This window comes from Mammaliicoccus sp. C-M13 (assembly GCF_022386845.1).
Classification (GTDB): Bacteria; Bacillota; Bacilli; order Staphylococcales; family Staphylococcaceae; genus Mammaliicoccus; species Mammaliicoccus lentus.
Genome location: NZ_JAJNHQ010000002.1, coordinates 1 through 20,150 on the forward strand (window position 1 = coordinate 1; position 20,150 = coordinate 20,150).

The following is a 20,150-nucleotide window of genomic DNA, read 5'->3' on the forward strand; positions in this document are numbered from 1 at the left end:
AAAATCAAACAGATTTATTTTGTTAATACATTCTAAAAAACCAATGGTTGATTACTTCTAAAGATATTACACATAAATATGGACTTGACTCCTTTATTGGATTTTCTACCTCATTAATCCAACTACACACGTTTTTATTGGATTTACTCCTACAATAATCCAAGTACCCACACCTTTATTGGATTTTCTGCTTCATTAATCCAACTACACACACTCTTATTGGATTTACCCCGTCATTACTCCAACTAATAATAGTATTTTAGGGTTTTTTAGGACATTTATGACTAAGGCTCGTTTGCTATATTGGCAGTAGCTGACTGGATTGAAAATGTGCTTATACAAAGCTTTTTATAATTCTAGTCATCCTTGTCGAGTGGGACTATGAAATCTTTAAAAAAGAATTATGCCCCTCTCTCTTTATATATTAATATAATTAATAATTTTTAATGAAATTGTAAAAATAGGTGTTATTCGATTAACATAATTACAAAAGATATATTGATATTATAAAATGTATTTTATTGTATAATCATAAAAATTTATGGCATGCATTTTTAATTGTTAATTTATAGGTTTTGTGGTAAAAATGAAGATGAGATAGTGGGATATACCATTAACTTAAATAAACAGCGTGATAGTGATGCGTTTTTTTGGAGGAAGTATGAAATTAGCTTGGTTAATAGATACTACAACTTATATTGATGATAATGTTGATAGCAAAGATGTGTTTGTTGTTTCTTTATCAACAATTATCGATGGAAAACCATATAAAGATACGGAATTTGAAAGTTCAAATGTATTTTTTGAAATGTTAAAAGAAAATGGGAATGGTGCAAAAACTGCTCAACCAACGCCCCAAGATTTTATTGAAACATACCAACACATTCAAGAAGAAGGTTATACGCATGTTATAGCAATACATCCTTCTAGCGCTTTATCTGGCACTTATAATTCTTCATTATCTACTGCACAGACATTCCCGATGGAAATACATGTAATCGATAGCGGCACGGGAAGTTTTCCACAGAAAGATTTATTAGAACAGGGTAGAAAACTTGCTGAAGACGGGTGCTCATTTGATGAAATTGTTAATCAATTAGAATCTTATAAAGACTCAAGTGAACTATATTTATTGCCTAGAAATTTACAGCAGTTAAAAAATAGTGGTCGCGTAACAAATAGTAAATATTTATTAAGTAGTTTATTGAATATTAAACTTTTATTGAAACTTGAGCATGGGAAAATCGATTTAGAAGTTAAGTCTCGAGGTATGAAGAAGATAGAAGCTTATTTAGTGCGTCATATTGATGAAGCAATCGCTAAAGGTGTTGAAAGAATTGGTGTATTGCATGCTGGTAATGAAAAAGAAGCACATATTTGGAAAGAGCGTATTCTTACATTGAATAGAAATATTCAAGTGTCAGTTGAACCTCTTGTACCAGTGGCAAGTGTACACACGGGATATGAAACAATAGCAGTTGGATGGATTAACACAAACAAGTAAATAAATATTTTAAAAGTTGAGAATATTTTCTCAACTTTTTTATTTTGAGAAATATTAAATATACTCTTGTTTTAAATTTGTAAAAGTACTATCATAGATAAATCTGATTAAAATAATATGATTAAGGAGTGACTATAAATGAAAAAATATCCTTTAGCGATTTGGATATTAAGTTTAGGAGCTTTTGCAATTGGTATGACAGAGTTTGTAATTATGGGACTTTTACCAAACATTGCGAGAGACTTAAATGTTTCTGTATCTGATGCGGGTCAACTTATTACAGGGTATGCTCTGAGTGTAGCAATTGGTGGACCAATTATCGTACTAGCAACTTATAAATTACCTAGAAAGAACTTGCTTATTTTATTAATGGCTATATTTATAATAGGTAATGGTATTGGTAGTTTCGCCCCTAACTATGGTTCACTTATGATTAGTAGGGTTATAGCTGCTTTAGCTCATGGGTCATTCTTTGGAATAGGATCATTATTCGCAGCAAATATGGTAGCACCTCATAAAAGAGCAAGTGCTATGGCTTTAATGTTTATGGGATTAACATTAAGTAATATTATCGGCGTACCATTCGGGACATTTATTGGTCAATTATTAGGCTGGAAAATGACATTTGTTGTTATAAGTGTTTTAGGCTTATTTACACTTATAGGGATTATCAAATATGTTCCAAATCAAGAAGAAACGCAACCAATTTCAATTAAGAATGAATTGAATGTGTTAAAAGATTTAAAATTATGGCTAACTTTAGGTGTGACACTATTTGGATTTAGTAGTGTATTTGCTTACTTCACTTACATTTCACAAATATTGATTAATGTTTCTAATATTGAAGAACGTTGGATATCATTTGTTTTAATTATCTTTGGTGTAGGGGTTACATTAGGTAATATTATTGGTGGAAGATTGGCAGATTGGAACTTAAACAAAGCCTTACAAATTATATTCGTTATATTTCCTATCTATATATTCTTAATGTATTACATTCAAAACTATAGCGTGCTAATGGTAGTAGGAATATTTGTATTTGGTTTGATTGGATTTAGTATGAGTCCGTCATTACAATTTAAGAGTACAATTGTCTCTCAAGATGCTCCGATGCTAGCAAGTACGTTAAACCAATCAGCGTTTAATATCGGGAATGCATTAGGTGCAGCTATTGGTGGTGTAGTTGTGAGCCAATTAGGAACAGAAAATTTAGCATTAGTTGCGCCGTTCCTAACAATTATTGGTTTAATATTCTTAATATTAGAGCAAGCATTATCTAAAAAAAGAGCTTTAAAAACTGCATAATTTTTTATTGGGAGTCTAGGACATAAATAATTGTCCTAGACTCTCTTTCTGTATTGGCAGTAGTTGACAGAGATACTATGTTGCACGTGGGGCTTGTCATGCAACACTCATGTTTTTATCCATACATATTTAAGCTTTTTTTATGTGTTACCACTAATTTATAGGTATAATATATATTGTTGTAAGGAGGTCAAATAACAAATGAGACATTGGATTGAGGAACGTGTAATTAAAACACCTCATAAAATAGCGATTCAGCAAGGAGAAAACATTTTAACTTATAAAGAATTATTAAAAGATGCAAAAAAATATGCGCAATTTTTGAATGAGTTAAATCTTGAAAGAGTAGCTTTATATATTAAAAATGATATCCATCATGCTGCACTTATTATAGGTGCATGGTTGGAAAATGTTGAGCTTGTTATGATCAATACGAAATTAACTGCTAAAGAAATTGAAAACCAATTAAACTGCATAGATGTTCATACAGTTTTAAGTTATCAAGATTTAAAAATAAATCAAAAAGTAATCAATATAAATGATATTGAAGGACGAAACGAAGTATATGAAATTGAGCCATTTAATATAAATAAAATTGCCACAATTATGTTCACTTCTGGCACAACAGGACCTGCTAAAGCTGTTCCTCAAACATTTAACAATCATTATTATAGTGCACTTGGTTGTAAAGAAAGCTTAGGTTTTGGTGAATCAACTCGGTGGCTTTCAGTGTTACCTATTTATCATATATCAGGACTAAGTGTATTGATTAGAAGTTTAATCTTTGGTTTTACGATAATCATTGAACCGAAATTTGAGACAAATCGTGTAATGAATCTTATAAAAAACAATAATATAACTCATATATCACTCGTACCTCAAACTTTGCAATGGTTAATGGAATCAAATTTAGACCAACCATACAATTTAGAAAAAATATTATTAGGAGGGGCAAAATTATCTCCTTCACTTATTAAAGAGTCTTTAAGTAGATCGTTACCTATATATAATTCATTTGGTATGACAGAAACGTGTTCTCAATTCGTTACAGCAAGTCCTGATATGTTGAAAGAGGAACCAGAAACTGTAGGAAAAGTACCTTCAAATGTTAAGTTGAAAATTATAAATAGTAATGAGCAAGGCCACGGGGAAGTAGCTGTATTGGGTGAAAATGTAATGAATGGTTATTTAACATCTAATAATCCTGAAGAAGATTTTATAAATGGATATTTTAAAACGGGGGATATTGGTTCTATTAATGACGAAGGATTTATTTTTATTTATGATCGGAGAAAAGATTTAATCATAAGTGGTGGCGAAAATATATATCCATTTGAAATTGAACATGTTGTGTTAAACCATATAGACATCATTAATTGTGTAGCCGTTCCGGTAGAAGATGAAAAATGGGGGCAAGTTCCTGCACTTGTATATGAATCATCTAAACAAATTAAAGATGAGGAATTAATCAACTTGTTAAACAATCATTTAGCCAAGTATAAACATCCTAAACATTTTTATAAAATTAAAGAAATTCCAAGAACTTCGACGGGCAAGTTATCTAGACATAAAGTAAAGGCGTGGGTAGATTATGTTAGGAAATGAAATGAACTTTTATACGTTTACTGCTGAATTTAAGATTCCCATTAAAACGCCTTTAATTGAACTTGATAGTAGGGAAGTATTAGTAGTTGAATGGAAAGATTATGAAGGAAATACTTTTTACGGTGAATGTAATGCTTTTTCTACTAATTGGTACCATTATGAGACGATACAATCTGTTCAAAATATTTTAACCATATGGTATAAAAATAATAAATACAACCAACTTGATAGTTATGATAAAGCTAGTTTATCATTAGAGTCTTTAAACGACTATCCCAATGCAAGAAGCGTCATGTCTATGATATTCTTTCAAAAATTTCATGAGTTACAAGAGATAGAAGTAGATTATGGTGCAACAATTAGTGGGAGCCTTCAAGAATATTTTAAAAGCTACAACGGTCGATTGCCATCGCGCATCAAAGTAAAATGGAATGATAATATAAAAGAGGATATGAAATATTTGAAGATGAATTATCCTGAAGTTAAAAGAGCAATCGATGCGAATGGTGTTTTAAATACAGATATTATAAAAGTGCTAAATAGTTTTTATGATGAAAATTTTATTTATGTAGAACAACCATTTAAAGAACTTAAACAATACAAAGAAGTAACTAATAAATTAGAAATACCTGTTTTTATTGATGAGTCTGCTACAAGTTTAGAAATGATACAAAAGTTTCGAGAATCAAACGTAATTGATGGTGTTGTTATTAAACCATCAAGAGTAGGTGGAATAGACAAAGCTTTAGAGATTATACAATATTGTAAAGAAAATCAATTGAAAGTCGTTATAGGTGGTATGTATGAATTTGGTTTAAGTAGTTATTTCACAGCATATTTGGCACAATATAGTGATTTACCAAGTGATATAACGCCAAGTGATTATTATTTTGAAGATGACTTTGTCTATAAATCTTCAAAGTTAACAAATCAAAGCTTGTTATATTCACCGCCTGTTGTTATATATAATAAATTAAAAAAAATTAAGTCTGAGATGTAGAAAGGTCTCAGACTTAATTAGTATTTTTACAGCAGCTAACTGGACTTATAATATATAAATATTAATGTTTATGGTCTTTTTTAGGTGGTACTGGATCAAAACCGCCTGGGTGAAATGGATGGCACTTTAGTATTCTTTTAATAGCCAACCAAGTTCCTTTGAGAACGCCGTATTCGGAAATTGCTTCTATAGCGTAATTAGAACATGTCGGATGAAAGCGACATGTTGGAGGCGTAAGAGGCGAAATATATCTTTGATATAATCGAATTAGCTTAATAAATAATTTTTTCATTGCTAAGCTCCTATTTATATTGATTGTTTGTTAAATTTTTATATGGCTTCACATTTGTGCTGTTAAATTTATAGAAATCTGTCGTTTGTTTCATGTGGATTTTAATATTCTCATTTTTAATTTTTCCAGTAGCTTCTATGTCAAATGTAAGCTGTTTAGGCAAGCTTTTATTCTTTTGGAATGATAATTTAAAGTTACCTTTTTTAATTTTTAAATCACTTATATTACTTAATGAATTTTGGTCAATTAAAGGTGATTGACTATAACCAAAATCATATAAGTATTTCATAACTTTACCTGTACCTTCGTAAGACAATGTTCTATCTTCTAAATTGATATCATCTTCAATAGGTTTTAGTAAACTTTGGTTAAATGTTGTTAAATCAAACCAATCTTGACCAAGTTTTTGATAATAATCAACTTCTGCATTTTGTGTATGATAATTTAAGTAATTAGATTTAGGTGAAGATTTGAGTTTGTTTGAGTCAACATATATACTTTTGTTCATCGTTTTAAATGCTTTACTATTACTTTCTTGTTCGATATTGAAAGCTAGCTTATCGTGGTGATTAGTACGACCGTACGATTCTTGATTCAATTTTACCTTTTTATCTTGATAATCAACCGTCGTTACATTTTTAGAATGAATTGAATGAGTATCAATTTTCTTAATGTTTTTCTGGAAAGATTCAATAGCATCTGAGCTATCTTTATAATTATTTTGACCTTGTTGACTACAACTTGCTAGAATAAGAGTAATTGTCATAACAAGGGTTGTAAAAATTAACTTTTTCAATAGTTTCTACCTTTCTAATAAAATATATATACAGTTTATCATAATCAATGAAAGAGGTCGTGTATCATGCGTTATAAAGATCCAAATGGATTGTTTGTTGATCTACAATTTAAAGAACAAATAGAAGCCCAACATGCAAAGCATGTATTAGCGATACCTATATATAACAATCAAATTGTTCTAACACACCATAAAATAAGAGGTATAGAGTTACCTGGTGGAAAAGTTGAAAAAAATGAAACGAATAAAGAAGCAGTTATTCGAGAATTATACGAAGAAACGGGCGCTAAAGCTAAGTGTGCCATGTTTATTGCCTCATATATCGTCCATGATAAAATTCCATTTGATAAAGATGTATATATTGTTAATGTTGAAGAAATATTCGAAAAAAATGATTATTTAGAGACGTATGGTCCTATAATTGTAGATAATATAAATGAAGTCAACGAAGAAGATAAAAGTTTTTTACTTAAAGATAATGCAATATTAACATGTTTAGAAAGGGTGTATGAACTTGGATTTCTTAAATAGAAAAAGAATGCCTATATTTTTTAACAATCATTACACTGAAGAAGTTACTTATTCAGTAGATGACTTAAAAGTGAGAGGCTTGCTCATGACTCCCCATGCCAAAGTGAAACGCATTGTTGTTTATTTAAGAGGTGGTAAGGGTCAAGTAGGTAGAGTTCGACCAGGTAGAATGGCTCAATTTAAAAATCCAAATACACTTGTTTTTGCACCATATTATCGAGGAAGTAACGGTAGCGAAGGAAGAGATGAGTTTTGTGGTGATGATTTAAATGATGTTATTACTGGCATTAATATTTTAAAATCAAAATATCCAGAAGCACCTATTCATATGATAGGTTTTTCAAGAGGTGGAATACAAGGTCTGCTTACGTATCAAAAAGTAAAAGCATCTAGTTATATTATATGGGGCGGGGTAACAGATATGCTTATGATGTATAAAGAACGTGTTGATTTGAGAGGAATGCTGCGTCGTATGGTAGGTCACCCTAAGAAGCAACCGGAAGCTTATGAAAGGCGTGATGCCCTTAAAATGATTCATGAAGACAGCCCGCCTATATTAATTATTCATGGAGATGAGGATGCTCAAGTAGGAATAGAAATGGCTTACCACTTAGAACAACATTTAATAAAAGAAACCGTCTTTCACAAAACGATTTATAAACAAGGGGAAGGTCACGTTTTTAGACCTCAAACAGAAAAAGAAACTTTAATCGAACTACAAAATTGGATGAATTTATGTGAACAAAAAAACTGAGCCATAAATAAATGGGCTCAGTTTTTTCTCTAATATAAGATTAAATTCGATTATAACTAAATCCGCCTTCTTCTTGAATGTGTTCAGAAGCTTCACCGAATTTAGAGAAATTCTCTTTAAAGTCCTTTGCAAGTTGTTTAGCTTTTTCATCATACGCTTCTTGAGATACCCAAGTATTACGAGGATATAAAATTTCTGAAGGTACGCCAGCTACATGTTTAGGAATATTCAAACCGAATATTTCATCTTGAATAAATTCGGAGTTTTTAATTTCTCCGCTTATTGCACGTCTTATCATAGAACGAGTATATTTTAATTCCATTCTAGAACCAACACCATATTCTCCGCCAGTCCATCCTGTATTTACTAAGTAAACGTCTACTCCATGTTCATCAATTAATTTACCGAGTAACTCAGCATATTCTGTTGCATGTAATGGTAAGAACGGTGAACCGAAGCATGTTGAGAACACTGGTTGAGGGCTCGTTACGCCTCTTTCTGTACCAGCTAATTTAGAAGTGAAACCACTTAAGAAATGATACATAGCTTGAGATTTATCAAGTTTTGAAATAGGTGGTAACACACCAAATGCGTCAGCTGTTAAGAAAATAATAGTATTTGGATGACCTGCAATTGACGGTTGTACGATATTATCAATGAAGTCAATTGGATATGCAGCTCGTGTGTTTTCAGTTAATGTTGTATCGTCATAATCAACCGTACCATCTTTTTGCACACCAACATTCTCTAAGACTGTACCGTAACGAATAGCATCATATATTTGAGGTTCTTTTTCTTGGCTTAAACTTACAGTTTTAGCATAACAGCCACCTTCAATATTAAATACGCCATTTTCGTTCCAACCATGTTCATCATCACCAATTAATTTTCTGTTTGGATCAGCTGATAAAGTTGTTTTTCCTGTTCCAGATAGACCAAAGAATAAAGCAACGTCATTATTGTATCCAACATTTGCAGAACAGTGCATGCTCATGATACCTTTTTTAGGAAGAAGGTAATTCATAACTGAAAAAATACCTTTTTTCATTTCTCCAGCATATTCTGTTCCGCCAATTAAAATTACACGATGTTTAAAAGAAGTAATAATAAATGTTTCAGAGTTTGTTCCATCTTTTTCAGGGTCTGCTTTGAAACCAGGGGCACTTATTATTGTGAAATTAGGATTGATATTTAAAGCCTCTTCTTTTGTTTCAGGGCGGATAAACATATTTTGTGCAAATAAATTATGCCAAGGTAGTTCGTTTATAACACGTAAATCTAAACGAGTAGATTCATCGGCACCCGCATATCCGTTGAAGACATAAAGTTGTGATTTTTGGTTTAAATAGTCAATAACTTGATCATATAAATTTAAAAAACTGTGTTCAGAAATAGGCTGGTTTATAGAACCCCAATCTATATCTTGTTCCGTGTCCTCTTCTTTAACAATAAATTTGTCTTTAGGTGAGCGACCTGTGTATTTACCAGTTTCCATTCTAATAGCTCCGGATTCAGTTAACACACCTTCACCTGATTCTAAAATGTGTTTGTACAACTCAGATCTAGAAAGTTGTTTTAAAGTTGTTTCTTTGCTAAGAAGATTAGTTAATTCGATTGATTCTGTAATTGACTGTATTGCCATAAATGACGACCCCCATGTCTAAAAATTATTTTGTAAGCATTTTCATGGAATTAGTATAACACATTGAGATAAATAGTCTATACTAATAAACGAATTTATTGTTAAAAGTTTATGACAAAATATTTATTTCGTGTTTCATTGACATAATTCTAAAACTTTAGTATTATCATTTCTGACGGATTCTCTTATCCTGAGTGGTGGAGGGACATGGACCCAATGAAACCCAGCAACCTCTTTCTAAATGAAAGGAAGGTGCCAAACCGTTTGCAGACCAATATTGTCTGAACGATAAGAGCGAATGGACACGAGTGTGCCTTCTCTCTATTGTTTTATAGAGAGAAGGCACTTTTTATTTGCACTGAGGAAGAGACCGTACAACATAATCTAAAGGAGATTTTTTATGTCAAAAAACAGAAGACTCTTCACATCCGAATCAGTAACAGAAGGACATCCTGATAAAATTGCCGACCAAATATCTGATGCAATTTTAGATGAATTACTAAAAGGTGATCCAAAAGCGAGAGTCGCTTGTGAAACAACTGTAACTACAGGTATGGCTTTAATTTCAGGAGAAATATCAACTTCAACATACGTAGATATTCCGAAAGTAGTAAGAGAGACTGTAAAAGATATAGGGTATACTAGAGCGAAGTATGGTTATGATTTCCAAACAATGGCAATACTAACAGCTATCGATGAACAATCACCTGATATTGCTCAAGGTGTTGATTGTGCTTTAGAAGATAGAGACGATTTAACAGATAGTGAAATTGAGTCTATCGGTGCTGGAGACCAAGGCTTAATGTTTGGTTATGCTACAAATGAAACTGAAACATATATGCCGTTACCAGTATATCTAGCTCATCAATTGTCAAAAAGATTAACTGATGTACGTAAAGATGGCACTTTAGAATATTTACGTCCAGATGGAAAGACACAAGTAACAATAGAATACGACGAAAATGATAAACCTTTAAGAGTAGATACTATTGTTGTTTCTTCACAACATCATGAAAAAATAGAATTAGAAAAAATTCAACAAGATATTAAAGATCATGTTATATATCCAATCGTTCCTAAGGAATTATTAGATGATCAAACAAAATTCTTTATTAATCCTACTGGAAGATTTGTTATTGGTGGGCCACAAGGAGACGCAGGTTTAACAGGTAGAAAAATCATCGTTGATACATATGGTGGTTATGCTAGACACGGTGGAGGTTGCTTCAGTGGTAAAGACCCAACTAAAGTTGATAGATCTGGTGCTTATGCGGCTCGTTATGTAGCTAAAAATATCGTAGCTAGCGGCCTAGCTGATAAATGTGAAGTTCAACTTGCTTACGCAATTGGAGTAGCACAACCTGTTTCAATTGCAGTTGACACTGCTGGTACTGGTAAAGTTGAAGAAAATGTACTAGTAGAAAAAATAAGAGAATTATTTGATTTAAGACCAGCGGGTATTATTCAAATGCTAAACTTAAGACAACCAATATATAAAAAGACTGCAGCATACGGTCATTTTGGTAGAACTGATGTAGAACTACCATGGGAACAATTAGATAAAGTAGAATTATTAAAAGATTTAGTAAATAAATAAACCTAAAAGTAAAATCAGTATCAAAAAAGAGTCTCATCATTAGTTATATGATCTAGTGGTGAGATTCTTTTTATATATTTTCTTAGATATCTGAGAATTTTAATTTACTAATAAAGTGTGTATTAACTATAGAAATGTACGATGTATTTAAAAAATCAAAAAATAATACTTAAATTAGAGAAGAATATTGAAGATATATACTGAATTTATTTATAATATTTACTATAATAGATGTAATACATAAGAAAGGGAGCGATCAGCAAATATGAGTCAATTAGAACCGATTCATTATGGATTAATCGCAGCTGTCGTTATTGCGATAATATTTATCATATTGTTCTTTGTTTCATTAAAACAAAGAAAGAATTCTTTGGCGAAAGTTCAGGAACAACATAAGAAGCAAAATGAGTCACTTAAATCTGAACACAAAGAAAAATTGGACCATGAACGAGTAGAAAACAAAAAGGTTCTATCTAAACAAAAAGAAGAGCATCAAGTTGAAATTTCTCAAAAAGAAAGAGAAATTGACTCATTAAAAATATTTTCGAAAAATGAAGGAGAATATATAACTGATAGACATTTATTAGATCTCCGTGATCAACTTGTTAATGAACGAAGAATAAGACCTGAAGATATGCATATAATGGCAAATATCTTTTTACCTAAAGATCCTTTAGGTAAGGTACATCAAATCGATCATATTGTTTTAACGAGAACTGGTATTTATGTTATTGACTCTAATTTGGTAAACGGCCATATATATCATGGTATAACTGAACAGCAATTTAGTGAGTTCCCTGTACTTGGGCAAGTGTTTGAAACATTGGATTTAAATCCTAAAAAAGAACAAACTTTACTCCTTGAAAAACAAGCTAGTAAAAAATCAGCTGCATTTCATGATTATACTGATAAAGTTAAAGAAGTGGACGAAACATCTGAAGAATTACAAAGACAACTCGAACTTAAATATACGCCAACACCAATCATCTATTTCCATCCTGATGAAGTGGATGAAGCCACAATTAGTAATTACTCACAAGATCCAAATATTAAAGTGCTTGTTGGTGAACAACAATTACAACATTTCTTCAATAAATTTGTATTCCATGGAAGATTCCAATACAGTGTTGAAGATCTAGAAAGAATAATGGACGAGTTAGAAAAGTTTAATCCTTAAGCAGAAAACGCTACAATAATAGTAGCGTTTTCTTTTTTTATAAATAATATGAAAAGGTGGTTGTGAAAATGAGTGAGAAACAATTTGATGTTAGAAATCCTGCTACGGAAGAAATTATTGAAACTTTGAACAATAATAGTGAAGAAGAGATTAACGAAATGATTGAAAATGCTCATCATGCTTTTCAAAAATTTAAAAAAACAACAGCTCACGAAAGAAGTGCACTTCTATATAAATGGCGTGAGCTCATTTTAGAACAAGAAGAAGAAATTGCGTTAATTATGACTAAAGAAAGTGGTAAACCATTAAAAGAATCAAAAGGTGAAGTAAAGTATGCTACAGATTACATTTTATGGTTTGCTGAAGAAGCTAAAAGAACTTATGGCAGAGCAATACCAGAGCATGTAGATAATAAAAGATTAATCGTAACTAGAGCACCAGTGGGTGTTGTCGCAAGTATTACACCATGGAATTTCCCAGCAGCAATGATGACAAGAAAAGCAGCGCCAGCTCTAGCAGCAGGATGTACATTTATTTGTAAACCTGCACAAGATACACCATTAACAACAATGAAATTTGTAGATTTAGCTCATGAAGCTGGTTTTGATAAAGATGTTATACAATACGTTAATGGTTCAGGTAAAGACGTTGGTAAAATCTTTACAAGCCATGAATTAATTTCTAAAATCACTTACACTGGTTCTACACCAGTAGGTAAACAATTAATGGAGCAATCTAGTTCAACTCTTAAAAAAGTTACGTTAGAATTAGGAGGGCACGCACCTTTAATTGTTCATGAAGATGCTGATATAGAAAAAGCCGTACAAGGTACAATAGCATCTAAGTTTAGAAATGCTGGTCAAACTTGCGTATGTGCTAATAGAATATATGTACATGAATCTATTAAAGATAAATTTGAATCTTCATTAAAATCTGAAGTGAACAAATTGAAAGTAGGTAACGGGCAAAATGAATCTACTGACATTGGTCCTGTAATCAATAGTGATGGATTTGAGAAAATAAAATCACATATTGATGATGCAACTAGTAAAGGTGCCCGTGTAGTAACTGGAGGAGATAGTTATAAAGATGGTGGTTATTTTGTAGAGCCAACTATTCTATCTGAAGTTACTGATGATATGAAAATTATGTTTGAAGAAACATTTGGGCCAGTTATACCAATTCAAACATATAACTCATTAGAAGAAGTAATCAAGAAGGCGAATGATACACCATTTGGTTTAGCAGCATATTTCTTTACAGAAAATTATGCAACTGGCATAGAATTATATGAAAACTTAAATTATGGTGTGATTGGTTGGAATGATGGAGGTCCAAGTGCTGCACATATCCCGTTCGGTGGTATGAAAGAAAGTGGTTTTGGCCGAGAAGGCGGTTCAGAAGGTATTGAGCCATATCTAGAAACAAAAGTAGCTTCAATACTATTATAAAGATAAAACCAGGAGGAAATAACATGACACAGAAACAAGTAGAATTTTACAATGGTAATACAATACCAGCACTAGGATTAGGAACGTTTAGAGTTGAAAACAATGATGAATGTAGAGAAGCGGTTAAACATGCTATAGAAAGTGGTTACCGTCATATAGATACAGCACAAACTTACAAAAATGAAGAAAAAGTAGGCCAAGGTATTAAAGAAGGTTTAGAATCAGCAGGCTTAAATAGAGAAGATTTATTTATAACTACTAAATTATGGATGACGGATTACGGTATGGAAAATGTCCAAAATGCATATGAAGCTTCATTACAAAGACTGGGGCTAGACTATGTAGATTTATATCTGATTCATTGGCCTGGAGACGATAAAGAATTAATTGCTGAAACTTGGAAAGCAATGGAAGCTTTATATAACGATGGCAAAATTAAAAATATAGGTGTGAGTAATTTTAATGTTTCACATTTAGAAAGTTTGTTACAAGAAGCATCTATTAAACCAGTGATTAATCAAATTGAATGCCATCCATATCTAACTCAAAAAGACTTAAGAACATACTTAAAAGCACAAAAAATTGTAGCTCAATCATGGTCTCCATTAATGAATGGACAAATTTTAGAAGATGAAACAGTTAAAGAGATAGCAGAAGAAATAGGTAAAACACCGGCTCAAGTTATCATTAGATGGAATATTGACGAAGATATAGTTGTGATACCTAAATCAGTAACACCATCAAGAATTGAAGAAAATTTAAATGTTTTTGATTTTGAATTAAATGAAGATCAATTGTCACGATTAAATAATTTAAATAAAGACGAAAGAATTGGACCTGACCCAGAGAAATTTACTGGTAAATAAGGTGAACAAGTAAAATATAAATAAATTCTCCTAATCCGTTAGATTTTAAAATTTTGGATTGGGAGAATTTTTTCGAATTTTTAAGTGTATGAATGCCTAAGTATAGGTGTTATTACTTTAAAAAACTTTGAAATTTGTTAAATGATATAGCCTATATAACAAGCAGTTAATGATAATATAACCGTTAATGCTATATATAATATCATTTGTTTATATGATTTTAATAAGTAACGTTCATATACTTCAAGTATATGTGTTGAAAAAGTTGTGTAACCTCCACAAAAACCGATAGCTAATATCGAATAAATATGTGAACTTTCTGCTATATATTGTGCACAAAGACCAATAATAAAGCTTCCAACAATATTAACGATTAATGTAGCAAAGGGGAAACTTTGCGTGAAAAATTTACTGATAATTTGATTTGTCATATGTCTAAGTACTGCTCCTACACCAGAGCCTATCATTATTAAAATTAATATCATTTTTCCTCTGTCCCTTTCTTATATCCGAGAGCAACAAATATAAATCCTAAGATAATACTTATAGTTAGATAAGTAAAAGCTAATATAAATTGTCCGCTTTTTAACAAGTGTATTGTTTCTAAACTTAGACTAGAATACGTAGTGAGCGCACCTAAGAAACCAGTTGTTATCATTTTCTGTATATAAGGGTGTTTTTTAAAATATTTTATAAAATAAGTAGAGCAAATACCCATAAGAAGAGCACCAATTAGATTTACTGATAAAGTCGAGAAGGGGAAGGTATTACTTGAAATAATAAAACTTGAAAGATAGCGTAATCCACCTCCAATTGCACCACCTATAAATATTACGACATAAATCATATAAAAACCTCCAAAATAAAAAGGAGCGGGACAGAAATCTTATTTTTCAAAAAAGATTTCATAGTACCGCCCCGGTATGGGTGACTAGGAGTAAAAAAAAGCTTGATATAACCGCATTTTTCATTCCAGTCAGTTATGTCAATATCATGACAGAGGTTGAGACATTGATAATATCCTAACCTTAAATTATACCAAAGAATTTCACTATAACGACAATGTGGTAAATAATAACTACAAATAATAAAATTGGTAAAAATTTACTGATTTTCGCAATAGTTTTATGCTTTTCAGTTTGATATTTAATTGACTTATCAGTTGTAATAACAGCAATAAGTAATAGAATACCGTTTAAAATACTGCTGATTAATACAAGTGATACTAGAGATCCAAACCATGATTCTATGAGAGGATTCTGTGCACTTAAAAATAAACTAATAATCATGAGTACAACTGATATATAAAAATAGCGTTTAGCTTTATCCATGATGGCCTCCAAAATTTCCATATAATCGCTTATGTTATCATAAATGTTAATTCAATGCATCTAATAACTTTAATACTTCTTCAAAATCATCCATCTTTTTACAGTGGCTTGGAAGAATAAATAACTTTTTGTTACTGCTATGCTTAAAATCAATTAATTTCATATGGGTTTCTATAAAACGCTCGCCATTGTATGATTGTTTAAGTAATCGTTTTGTAGGAAGTTCATTTTTGTCTAAATTTGAACGACACCATGCAGCGTCACTACACATGAATATATTTAAATCTTGAAATTTCATCATTAAGCCAAATTGACCAGGCATTGCTCCAGGTAAATAATAACTGATTAGTGAATCATTATTAAAAATTTTAAATCCTTTACCAAGAACAGAATCATCAACTTTCGAAAAATTTTCTATAAACTCTATACGATCTTTAAAGTCATCAGGCATAACATGGAAACTCAATTGTAGGCTATTGTTTGAAACTTGTTGTGTTATGAAATCATGATAAGCTTCATGAGAAGTGATAATCGTAGCGTTTTTAAAAGCATTTAAATATCCAATGTGGTGACTAGCGAAATTTGTAATAATACAGTAATCAATTTGATCAGGATGAATATGGTCTTTCATAAGTTGGCTTGGCAACGTTTCAAAAACTTTATAATCTTGTCTATGAAAAAGTTTTAAAGTTTTTAAATCGGTGCTAGGCTTAACGCGTTCTGAAAAACCAGTATTGATTAAAATTTTAAAATCGTTAATTTCTAAATAATAAGAAAAGATATAATAGCGTTCGACTAAACTTTTCTTTCTATTATTTATGATGGCTTCGTCTCCTAGAAAGGAGCCCGTTGAATATAGCTTGAAGTGTTTAATTATTTCATGCTTGTCAATCATCGTAACTCACCGCCTAGTTAATCCATATTTTAAATATATAAATCATATTTATAATTAAACTTATATTTATGTATATTATGACATAAAACTATTGAAATTACATTTAAGGAAGCTTAACAAATGTTATATAAATCAAATAATTTAGTAAGCGATTGCAAATTGTGGTACGATAATGTTACATAAATTGAAAGGAATGAATAGCATGAGTAATCTAAAAGTACAAGTATTTGCTGATGGTGCAGACATCGAAGAAATGAAGCAAGCATACCAAAATAATGAAGTAGATGGTTTTACTACAAATCCTAGTTTAATGAAAAAAGCAGGCGTTACTGACTATAAAACATTTGCTGAAGAAGCAGTTAAAGCAATCCCAGACGCTTCAATTTCATTTGAAGTATTTGCGGATGATATAGAAACTATGGAAAAAGAAGCGGAAATTTTAAAACAATACGGTGAAAATGTATTCGTAAAAATTCCTGTCGTTAATACTAAAGGTGAATCTATGATTTCACTTATTAAAAAACTGTCAGAGAATGACGTGAAAGTAAACGTTACGGCAGTATATACAATAGAACAAGTAAAAGAAATTGTTGAAGTGATTAAACCGGGGGTTGAAACATACGTATCTGTATTTGCAGGACGTATTGCTGATACTGGTGTAGATCCACTTCCTTTAATGAAAGAAGCAGAAAAAGTTTGTCATAGCAAAGAAGGCGTGAAATTGTTATGGGCAAGCTGTAGAGAATTATTTAATGTCGTTCAAGCAGATGAAATTGGTGTTGATATTATTACATGTCCAAAAGATGTAGTGGCTAAGGTTCCTAACATTGGAAGAGATGTAAATGAATTATCAGTAGATACAGTTAAAGGTTTCGCTAAAGATATTAAAGCAAGTGGTTTAAGCATTTTATAATTAATATTGAGAAGTTATAAAAATGGAGTTTGGTACATAATATACCAAGCTCCTTTTTACTGAAATAAATATTAAATTATAGGTAGACCTAAACTAGAATTAACCCACTAAATTAATATTATTTTACGATAGCTAATTCATTAACTTGTCTGTTGTTTTGTTATATAATCATATTTCAATGACAAAAATGGAGTGGACAATATGGCAAACAACTTAAGACTAGCTCAAAAGGGTGCATATATTAGTATTGTTATGTATATCATTCTTTCAATTATAAAATATATAGTAGGTACCAGTTATCATTCTTCTGCTTTAAGAGCAGATAGTTTAAATAACTTAACGGATATTTTCGTTTCAGTGGCTGTATTAGTAGGATTAAAAATATCTATAAAGCCAGCAGATAAGAATCATCCGTATGGACATATGAAGACTGAGAATATCACAACTTTAATCGTTTCATTTATAATCATGTTCGTAGGTATTCAAGTTATATCATCTAATATACCTATACTTTTCACTGGAGAGTACGGTCAACCTAGCACTTTAACAATATGGGTCAGTTTCATCAGTGGTATTGTCATGCTTCTCGTATATAAATTTAATGATTCTTTATCAAAGAAAACAAAGAGTACATCTTTAAAATCTGCATCTAAAGATAACTTATCCGATGCATTAGTCAGTATTGGTACTGGTATAGGTCTAATATTCACACAAATTGGATTTCCTATAGTGGATATTGTCTTAGCAGTTATTTTAGGTGTGATTATTGTGTTTACTGGTTTTTCAATATTTAAAGAATCTATATTTACACTTAGTGACGGATTTCACGAAAAAGATTTAAACAATTATAGTGAGGATATATCTAAAATACCTGGTGTAATAGATGTTCCATCGATTAAAGGCCGATACCACGGAAATAGTGTGTTTTTAGATGTTACAATTGTTGTAGATAAAAAACTTTCTTTAGACGAAGCTCACGATATATGTGACTTAGTTGAAAAAGAATTACAAAAATCAGGGGTATATTCGTCTTATGTTCACCCTGAACCTAATTTATAAAAAACTTATCGAGTCTGGGACATAAATATGTCTCAGACTCGTTTTGCTGATTTTTAAATTTTCCATTTTTCTTATATTTGTTGCTATTATAGCAATCCTTAAATCATATTTCATTTTAGATTTTTCTCGTTAAGATATACAAAAGTGCTTTATTTGTGGTTCAACTTTTGTGGTGCACTTCATAAAGGTATGGTTAGTTGGATTATTGTCTTAGAAAATCCAATAAAAGTGTGGTTAGTTGGATTATTGTCTTAGAAAATCCAATAAAGGTGTGGTTAGTTGGATTAATGAGATAGAAAATCCAATAAAGGTATGTGTATTTGGATTAATGAGATAGAAAATCCAATAACAGTATCAACTCTTGCTTTTTGATCAGTCCCATCCAAAAACGAACTAAGGAATTATGTTCCTAACTCTTTCGTTACATTGGCAATTGTTGATTGGATTGAAAATATTTTTCAATTTTAGTCTTACTCTCTATTTGTTTATATTAAATGTATAATGTAAAATGATGTTTCATTAATAGAAAGGAACGATAATATGACTGAAAAAGAGAAAATGATAAGAGGGGACTTATATTTACCGAGTGACAATGAATTAATAGATGATAGAAAAAAAGCACGCGAATTAACATATGAGTTTAACCAATTACCGATTAAAGAAAAAGACAAAAGAAAAAAAGTACTACAAAGATTATTAGGTGGTTATAAAGAAAACTTTGAAATTAATCCACTATTTAATGTTGATTATGGATATAATATTTTTATAGGAGAAAATTTTTATTCTAACTACAACTGTACAATGTTAGATGTTTCTACAATACATATCGGTGATAATTGTATGTTTGGTCCTAATGTAGGATTATACACAGCGACACACCCAATTGATCCAGGTGAAAGAAATTCCGGATTAGAATTTGCTAAACCGATAGTAATTGGTGATAATGTTTGGATTGGCGGTAGCGTTGTTGTTAATCCTGGGGTCACTATCGGTGATAATGTAGTAATTGCCTCTGGAGCAGTAGTGATTAAAGACGTTCCTTCTAATAAAGTAGTCGGAGGAAATCCAGCTAAGATAATCAAAAGTATAGATTGATTCTTGTGTTATTTACTATAAATTAAAACTAATTCATAATAATAATCATATCAATATGGTATATTATGGTCATAGCGTTCGATAAAAACAAAAGGGGATGTTATGCATGCAAATATTAGGAAAAGGCTATGAAAATGATCATCATTACTTTCATGTCATAACAAATCAAAACCATTTAATCAAAGTGAGAGTACCAGATGATATGGATGATGATGAATTAAGATATTTATTAGAAGCGGTTTGTAATGATTATGATGAAAGCCATTAAGAATATTTATTATAAAGATTGAGTTCGGGACCTAGATCCTAACTCAAAATAAATAAGCATATCACTTAA

General features: G+C 31.0%; 21 protein-coding genes and 1 riboswitch. Of the genes, 14 read left to right on the top strand and 7 right to left on the bottom strand.

Annotated features, from left to right (window positions below):
- The first annotated feature begins 661 nt into the window (after positions 1-661).
- From LQ615_RS01705 to menC, 4 genes are all read left to right on the top strand, one after another.
- Positions 662-1,504, top strand: coding sequence for a DegV family protein (locus tag LQ615_RS01705; protein ID WP_064205395.1), 843 nt, complete (start codon positions 662-664; stop codon positions 1,502-1,504).
- 138 nt (positions 1,505-1,642) lie between these two features.
- The gene (locus tag LQ615_RS01710; RefSeq protein WP_064205394.1) at positions 1,643-2,809 is read left to right on the top strand and encodes an MFS transporter; all 1,167 of its coding nucleotides are present in this window, start codon (positions 1,643-1,645) and stop codon (positions 2,807-2,809) included.
- 201 nt (positions 2,810-3,010) lie between these two features.
- Entirely contained in the window at positions 3,011-4,414 is a 1,404-nt protein-coding gene (gene menE / locus LQ615_RS01715) for an o-succinylbenzoate--CoA ligase (protein ID WP_147641044.1), read from the top strand.
- Positions 4,401-5,414, top strand: a complete 1,014-nt coding sequence (gene menC, locus LQ615_RS01720) for an o-succinylbenzoate synthase (protein ID WP_239703716.1) — start codon at positions 4,401-4,403, stop codon at positions 5,412-5,414. The genes menE and menC overlap by 14 nt, the downstream gene beginning before the upstream one ends.
- A 61-nt stretch (positions 5,415-5,475) precedes the next feature.
- On the opposite strand, the gene yidD is transcribed toward menC, so the two are convergent.
- The gene (gene yidD, locus LQ615_RS01725; RefSeq protein ID WP_064205391.1) at positions 5,476-5,706 is read right to left on the bottom strand and encodes a membrane protein insertion efficiency factor YidD; all 231 of its coding nucleotides are present in this window, start codon (positions 5,704-5,706) and stop codon (positions 5,476-5,478) included.
- A 10-nt stretch (positions 5,707-5,716) separates the two neighbouring features.
- Entirely contained in the window at positions 5,717-6,502 is a 786-nt protein-coding gene (locus LQ615_RS01730; protein ID WP_239705580.1) for a DUF6612 family protein, read from the bottom strand.
- Positions 6,503-6,568: 66 nt separating this feature from the next.
- Here LQ615_RS01730 and ytkD point away from each other — a divergent pair, with 66 nt between their 5' ends.
- On the top strand, positions 6,569-7,033 hold the full coding sequence (ytkD, locus tag LQ615_RS01735; RefSeq protein WP_239703714.1) for an RNA deprotection pyrophosphohydrolase: 465 nt from the start codon (positions 6,569-6,571) through the stop codon (positions 7,031-7,033).
- Positions 7,017-7,787 (top strand): alpha/beta hydrolase family protein, encoded by a 771-nt coding sequence (locus LQ615_RS01740; protein ID WP_239703718.1) that lies wholly within the window; start codon positions 7,017-7,019, stop codon positions 7,785-7,787. The genes ytkD and LQ615_RS01740 overlap by 17 nt, the downstream gene beginning before the upstream one ends.
- A gap of 40 nt (positions 7,788-7,827) precedes the next feature.
- Here the strand turns inward: LQ615_RS01740 and pckA are convergent, their stop codons facing one another.
- Positions 7,828-9,429, bottom strand: coding sequence for a phosphoenolpyruvate carboxykinase (ATP) (gene pckA, locus LQ615_RS01745; RefSeq protein WP_064211346.1), 1,602 nt, complete (start codon positions 9,427-9,429; stop codon positions 7,828-7,830).
- A 182-nt stretch (positions 9,430-9,611) separates the two neighbouring features.
- Positions 9,612-9,724, top strand: a riboswitch (SAM riboswitch).
- 105 nt (positions 9,725-9,829) lie between these two features.
- On the opposite strand from pckA, the gene metK reads away from it, so the two are divergent.
- The 4 genes from metK (at position 9,830) to LQ615_RS01765 (ending at position 14,520) form a co-directional block, all read left to right on the top strand.
- On the top strand, positions 9,830-11,026 hold the full coding sequence (gene metK / locus LQ615_RS01750; RefSeq protein WP_064205308.1) for a methionine adenosyltransferase: 1,197 nt from the start codon (positions 9,830-9,832) through the stop codon (positions 11,024-11,026).
- Between the two features lie 265 nt (positions 11,027-11,291).
- Positions 11,292-12,203 carry a nuclease-related domain-containing protein gene (locus LQ615_RS01755; protein ID WP_064211344.1) on the top strand — a complete coding sequence of 304 codons (912 nt, stop codon included), beginning with the start codon at positions 11,292-11,294 and terminating at the stop codon, positions 12,201-12,203.
- Between the two features lie 68 nt (positions 12,204-12,271).
- Positions 12,272-13,654, top strand: coding sequence for an NAD-dependent succinate-semialdehyde dehydrogenase (locus tag LQ615_RS01760; protein ID WP_070045732.1), 1,383 nt, complete (start codon positions 12,272-12,274; stop codon positions 13,652-13,654).
- 23 nt (positions 13,655-13,677) lie between these two features.
- A complete protein-coding gene (locus LQ615_RS01765; protein ID WP_017001137.1) occupies positions 13,678-14,520 on the top strand; it encodes an aldo/keto reductase in 843 nt (280 codons plus the stop codon).
- A 137-nt stretch (positions 14,521-14,657) separates the two neighbouring features.
- Here the strand turns inward: LQ615_RS01765 and crcB (LQ615_RS01770) are convergent, their stop codons facing one another.
- From crcB (LQ615_RS01770) to LQ615_RS01785, 4 genes are all read right to left on the bottom strand, one after another.
- The gene (gene crcB, locus LQ615_RS01770; RefSeq protein WP_064205311.1) at positions 14,658-15,005 is read right to left on the bottom strand and encodes a fluoride efflux transporter CrcB; all 348 of its coding nucleotides are present in this window, start codon (positions 15,003-15,005) and stop codon (positions 14,658-14,660) included.
- Entirely contained in the window at positions 15,002-15,367 is a 366-nt protein-coding gene (gene crcB / locus LQ615_RS01775) for a fluoride efflux transporter CrcB (protein ID WP_135032621.1), read from the bottom strand. Before crcB (LQ615_RS01775) ends, crcB (LQ615_RS01770) begins: the two co-directional genes overlap by 4 nt.
- Before the next feature lie 181 nt (positions 15,368-15,548).
- A complete protein-coding gene (locus LQ615_RS01780; protein ID WP_017001140.1) occupies positions 15,549-15,851 on the bottom strand; it encodes a hypothetical protein in 303 nt (100 codons plus the stop codon).
- Between the two features lie 46 nt (positions 15,852-15,897).
- The gene (locus LQ615_RS01785) at positions 15,898-16,746 is read right to left on the bottom strand and encodes an MBL fold metallo-hydrolase (protein ID WP_017001141.1); all 849 of its coding nucleotides are present in this window, start codon (positions 16,744-16,746) and stop codon (positions 15,898-15,900) included.
- Positions 16,747-16,948: 202 nt separating this feature from the next.
- Between LQ615_RS01785 and LQ615_RS01790 the strand changes: the two genes are divergently transcribed.
- The 4 genes from LQ615_RS01790 (at position 16,949) to LQ615_RS01805 (ending at position 20,081) form a co-directional block, all read left to right on the top strand.
- On the top strand, positions 16,949-17,659 hold the full coding sequence (locus tag LQ615_RS01790) for a transaldolase (protein WP_017001142.1): 711 nt from the start codon (positions 16,949-16,951) through the stop codon (positions 17,657-17,659).
- 201 nt (positions 17,660-17,860) lie between these two features.
- Positions 17,861-18,718, top strand: coding sequence for a cation diffusion facilitator family transporter (locus LQ615_RS01795; protein WP_017001143.1), 858 nt, complete (start codon positions 17,861-17,863; stop codon positions 18,716-18,718).
- A gap of 540 nt (positions 18,719-19,258) precedes the next feature.
- Positions 19,259-19,813, top strand: a complete 555-nt coding sequence (locus tag LQ615_RS01800) for a sugar O-acetyltransferase (RefSeq protein WP_239703713.1) — start codon at positions 19,259-19,261, stop codon at positions 19,811-19,813.
- Positions 19,814-19,919: 106 nt separating this feature from the next.
- Complete coding sequence (locus LQ615_RS01805; RefSeq protein ID WP_017001124.1) at positions 19,920-20,081, top strand: hypothetical protein; 162 nt, start codon at positions 19,920-19,922, stop codon at positions 20,079-20,081.
- Positions 20,082-20,150: the final 69 nt, after the last annotated feature.

What these genes read in the sequence shown, in the direction of transcription:
- LQ615_RS01705 (WP_064205395.1), top strand. Translation starts at nt 662, where the DNA reads ATGAAATTAGCTTGGTTAATAGATACTACAACTTATATTGATGATAAT.
- LQ615_RS01710 (WP_064205394.1), top strand. Translation starts at nt 1,643, where the DNA reads ATGAAAAAATATCCTTTAGCGATTTGGATATTAAGTTTAGGAGCTTTT.
- menE (WP_147641044.1), top strand. Translation starts at nt 3,011, where the DNA reads ATGAGACATTGGATTGAGGAACGTGTAATTAAAACACCTCATAAAATA.
- menC (WP_239703716.1), top strand. Translation starts at nt 4,401, where the DNA reads ATGTTAGGAAATGAAATGAACTTTTATACGTTTACTGCTGAATTTAAG.
- yidD (WP_064205391.1), bottom strand. Translation starts at nt 5,706, where the DNA reads ATGAAAAAATTATTTATTAAGCTAATTCGATTATATCAAAGATATATT.
- ytkD (WP_239703714.1), top strand. Translation starts at nt 6,569, where the DNA reads ATGCGTTATAAAGATCCAAATGGATTGTTTGTTGATCTACAATTTAAA.
- pckA (WP_064211346.1), bottom strand. Translation starts at nt 9,429, where the DNA reads ATGGCAATACAGTCAATTACAGAATCAATCGAATTAACTAATCTTCTT.
- metK (WP_064205308.1), top strand. Translation starts at nt 9,830, where the DNA reads ATGTCAAAAAACAGAAGACTCTTCACATCCGAATCAGTAACAGAAGGA.
- LQ615_RS01755 (WP_064211344.1), top strand. Translation starts at nt 11,292, where the DNA reads ATGAGTCAATTAGAACCGATTCATTATGGATTAATCGCAGCTGTCGTT.
- LQ615_RS01760 (WP_070045732.1), top strand. Translation starts at nt 12,272, where the DNA reads ATGAGTGAGAAACAATTTGATGTTAGAAATCCTGCTACGGAAGAAATT.
- LQ615_RS01765 (WP_017001137.1), top strand. Translation starts at nt 13,678, where the DNA reads ATGACACAGAAACAAGTAGAATTTTACAATGGTAATACAATACCAGCA.
- crcB (WP_064205311.1), bottom strand. Translation starts at nt 15,005, where the DNA reads ATGATATTAATTTTAATAATGATAGGCTCTGGTGTAGGAGCAGTACTT.
- crcB (WP_135032621.1), bottom strand. Translation starts at nt 15,367, where the DNA reads ATGATTTATGTCGTAATATTTATAGGTGGTGCAATTGGAGGTGGATTA.
- LQ615_RS01780 (WP_017001140.1), bottom strand. Translation starts at nt 15,851, where the DNA reads ATGGATAAAGCTAAACGCTATTTTTATATATCAGTTGTACTCATGATT.
- LQ615_RS01785 (WP_017001141.1), bottom strand. Translation starts at nt 16,746, where the DNA reads ATGATTGACAAGCATGAAATAATTAAACACTTCAAGCTATATTCAACG.
- LQ615_RS01790 (WP_017001142.1), top strand. Translation starts at nt 16,949, where the DNA reads ATGAGTAATCTAAAAGTACAAGTATTTGCTGATGGTGCAGACATCGAA.
- LQ615_RS01795 (WP_017001143.1), top strand. Translation starts at nt 17,861, where the DNA reads ATGGCAAACAACTTAAGACTAGCTCAAAAGGGTGCATATATTAGTATT.
- LQ615_RS01800 (WP_239703713.1), top strand. Translation starts at nt 19,259, where the DNA reads ATGACTGAAAAAGAGAAAATGATAAGAGGGGACTTATATTTACCGAGT.
- LQ615_RS01805 (WP_017001124.1), top strand. Translation starts at nt 19,920, where the DNA reads ATGCAAATATTAGGAAAAGGCTATGAAAATGATCATCATTACTTTCAT.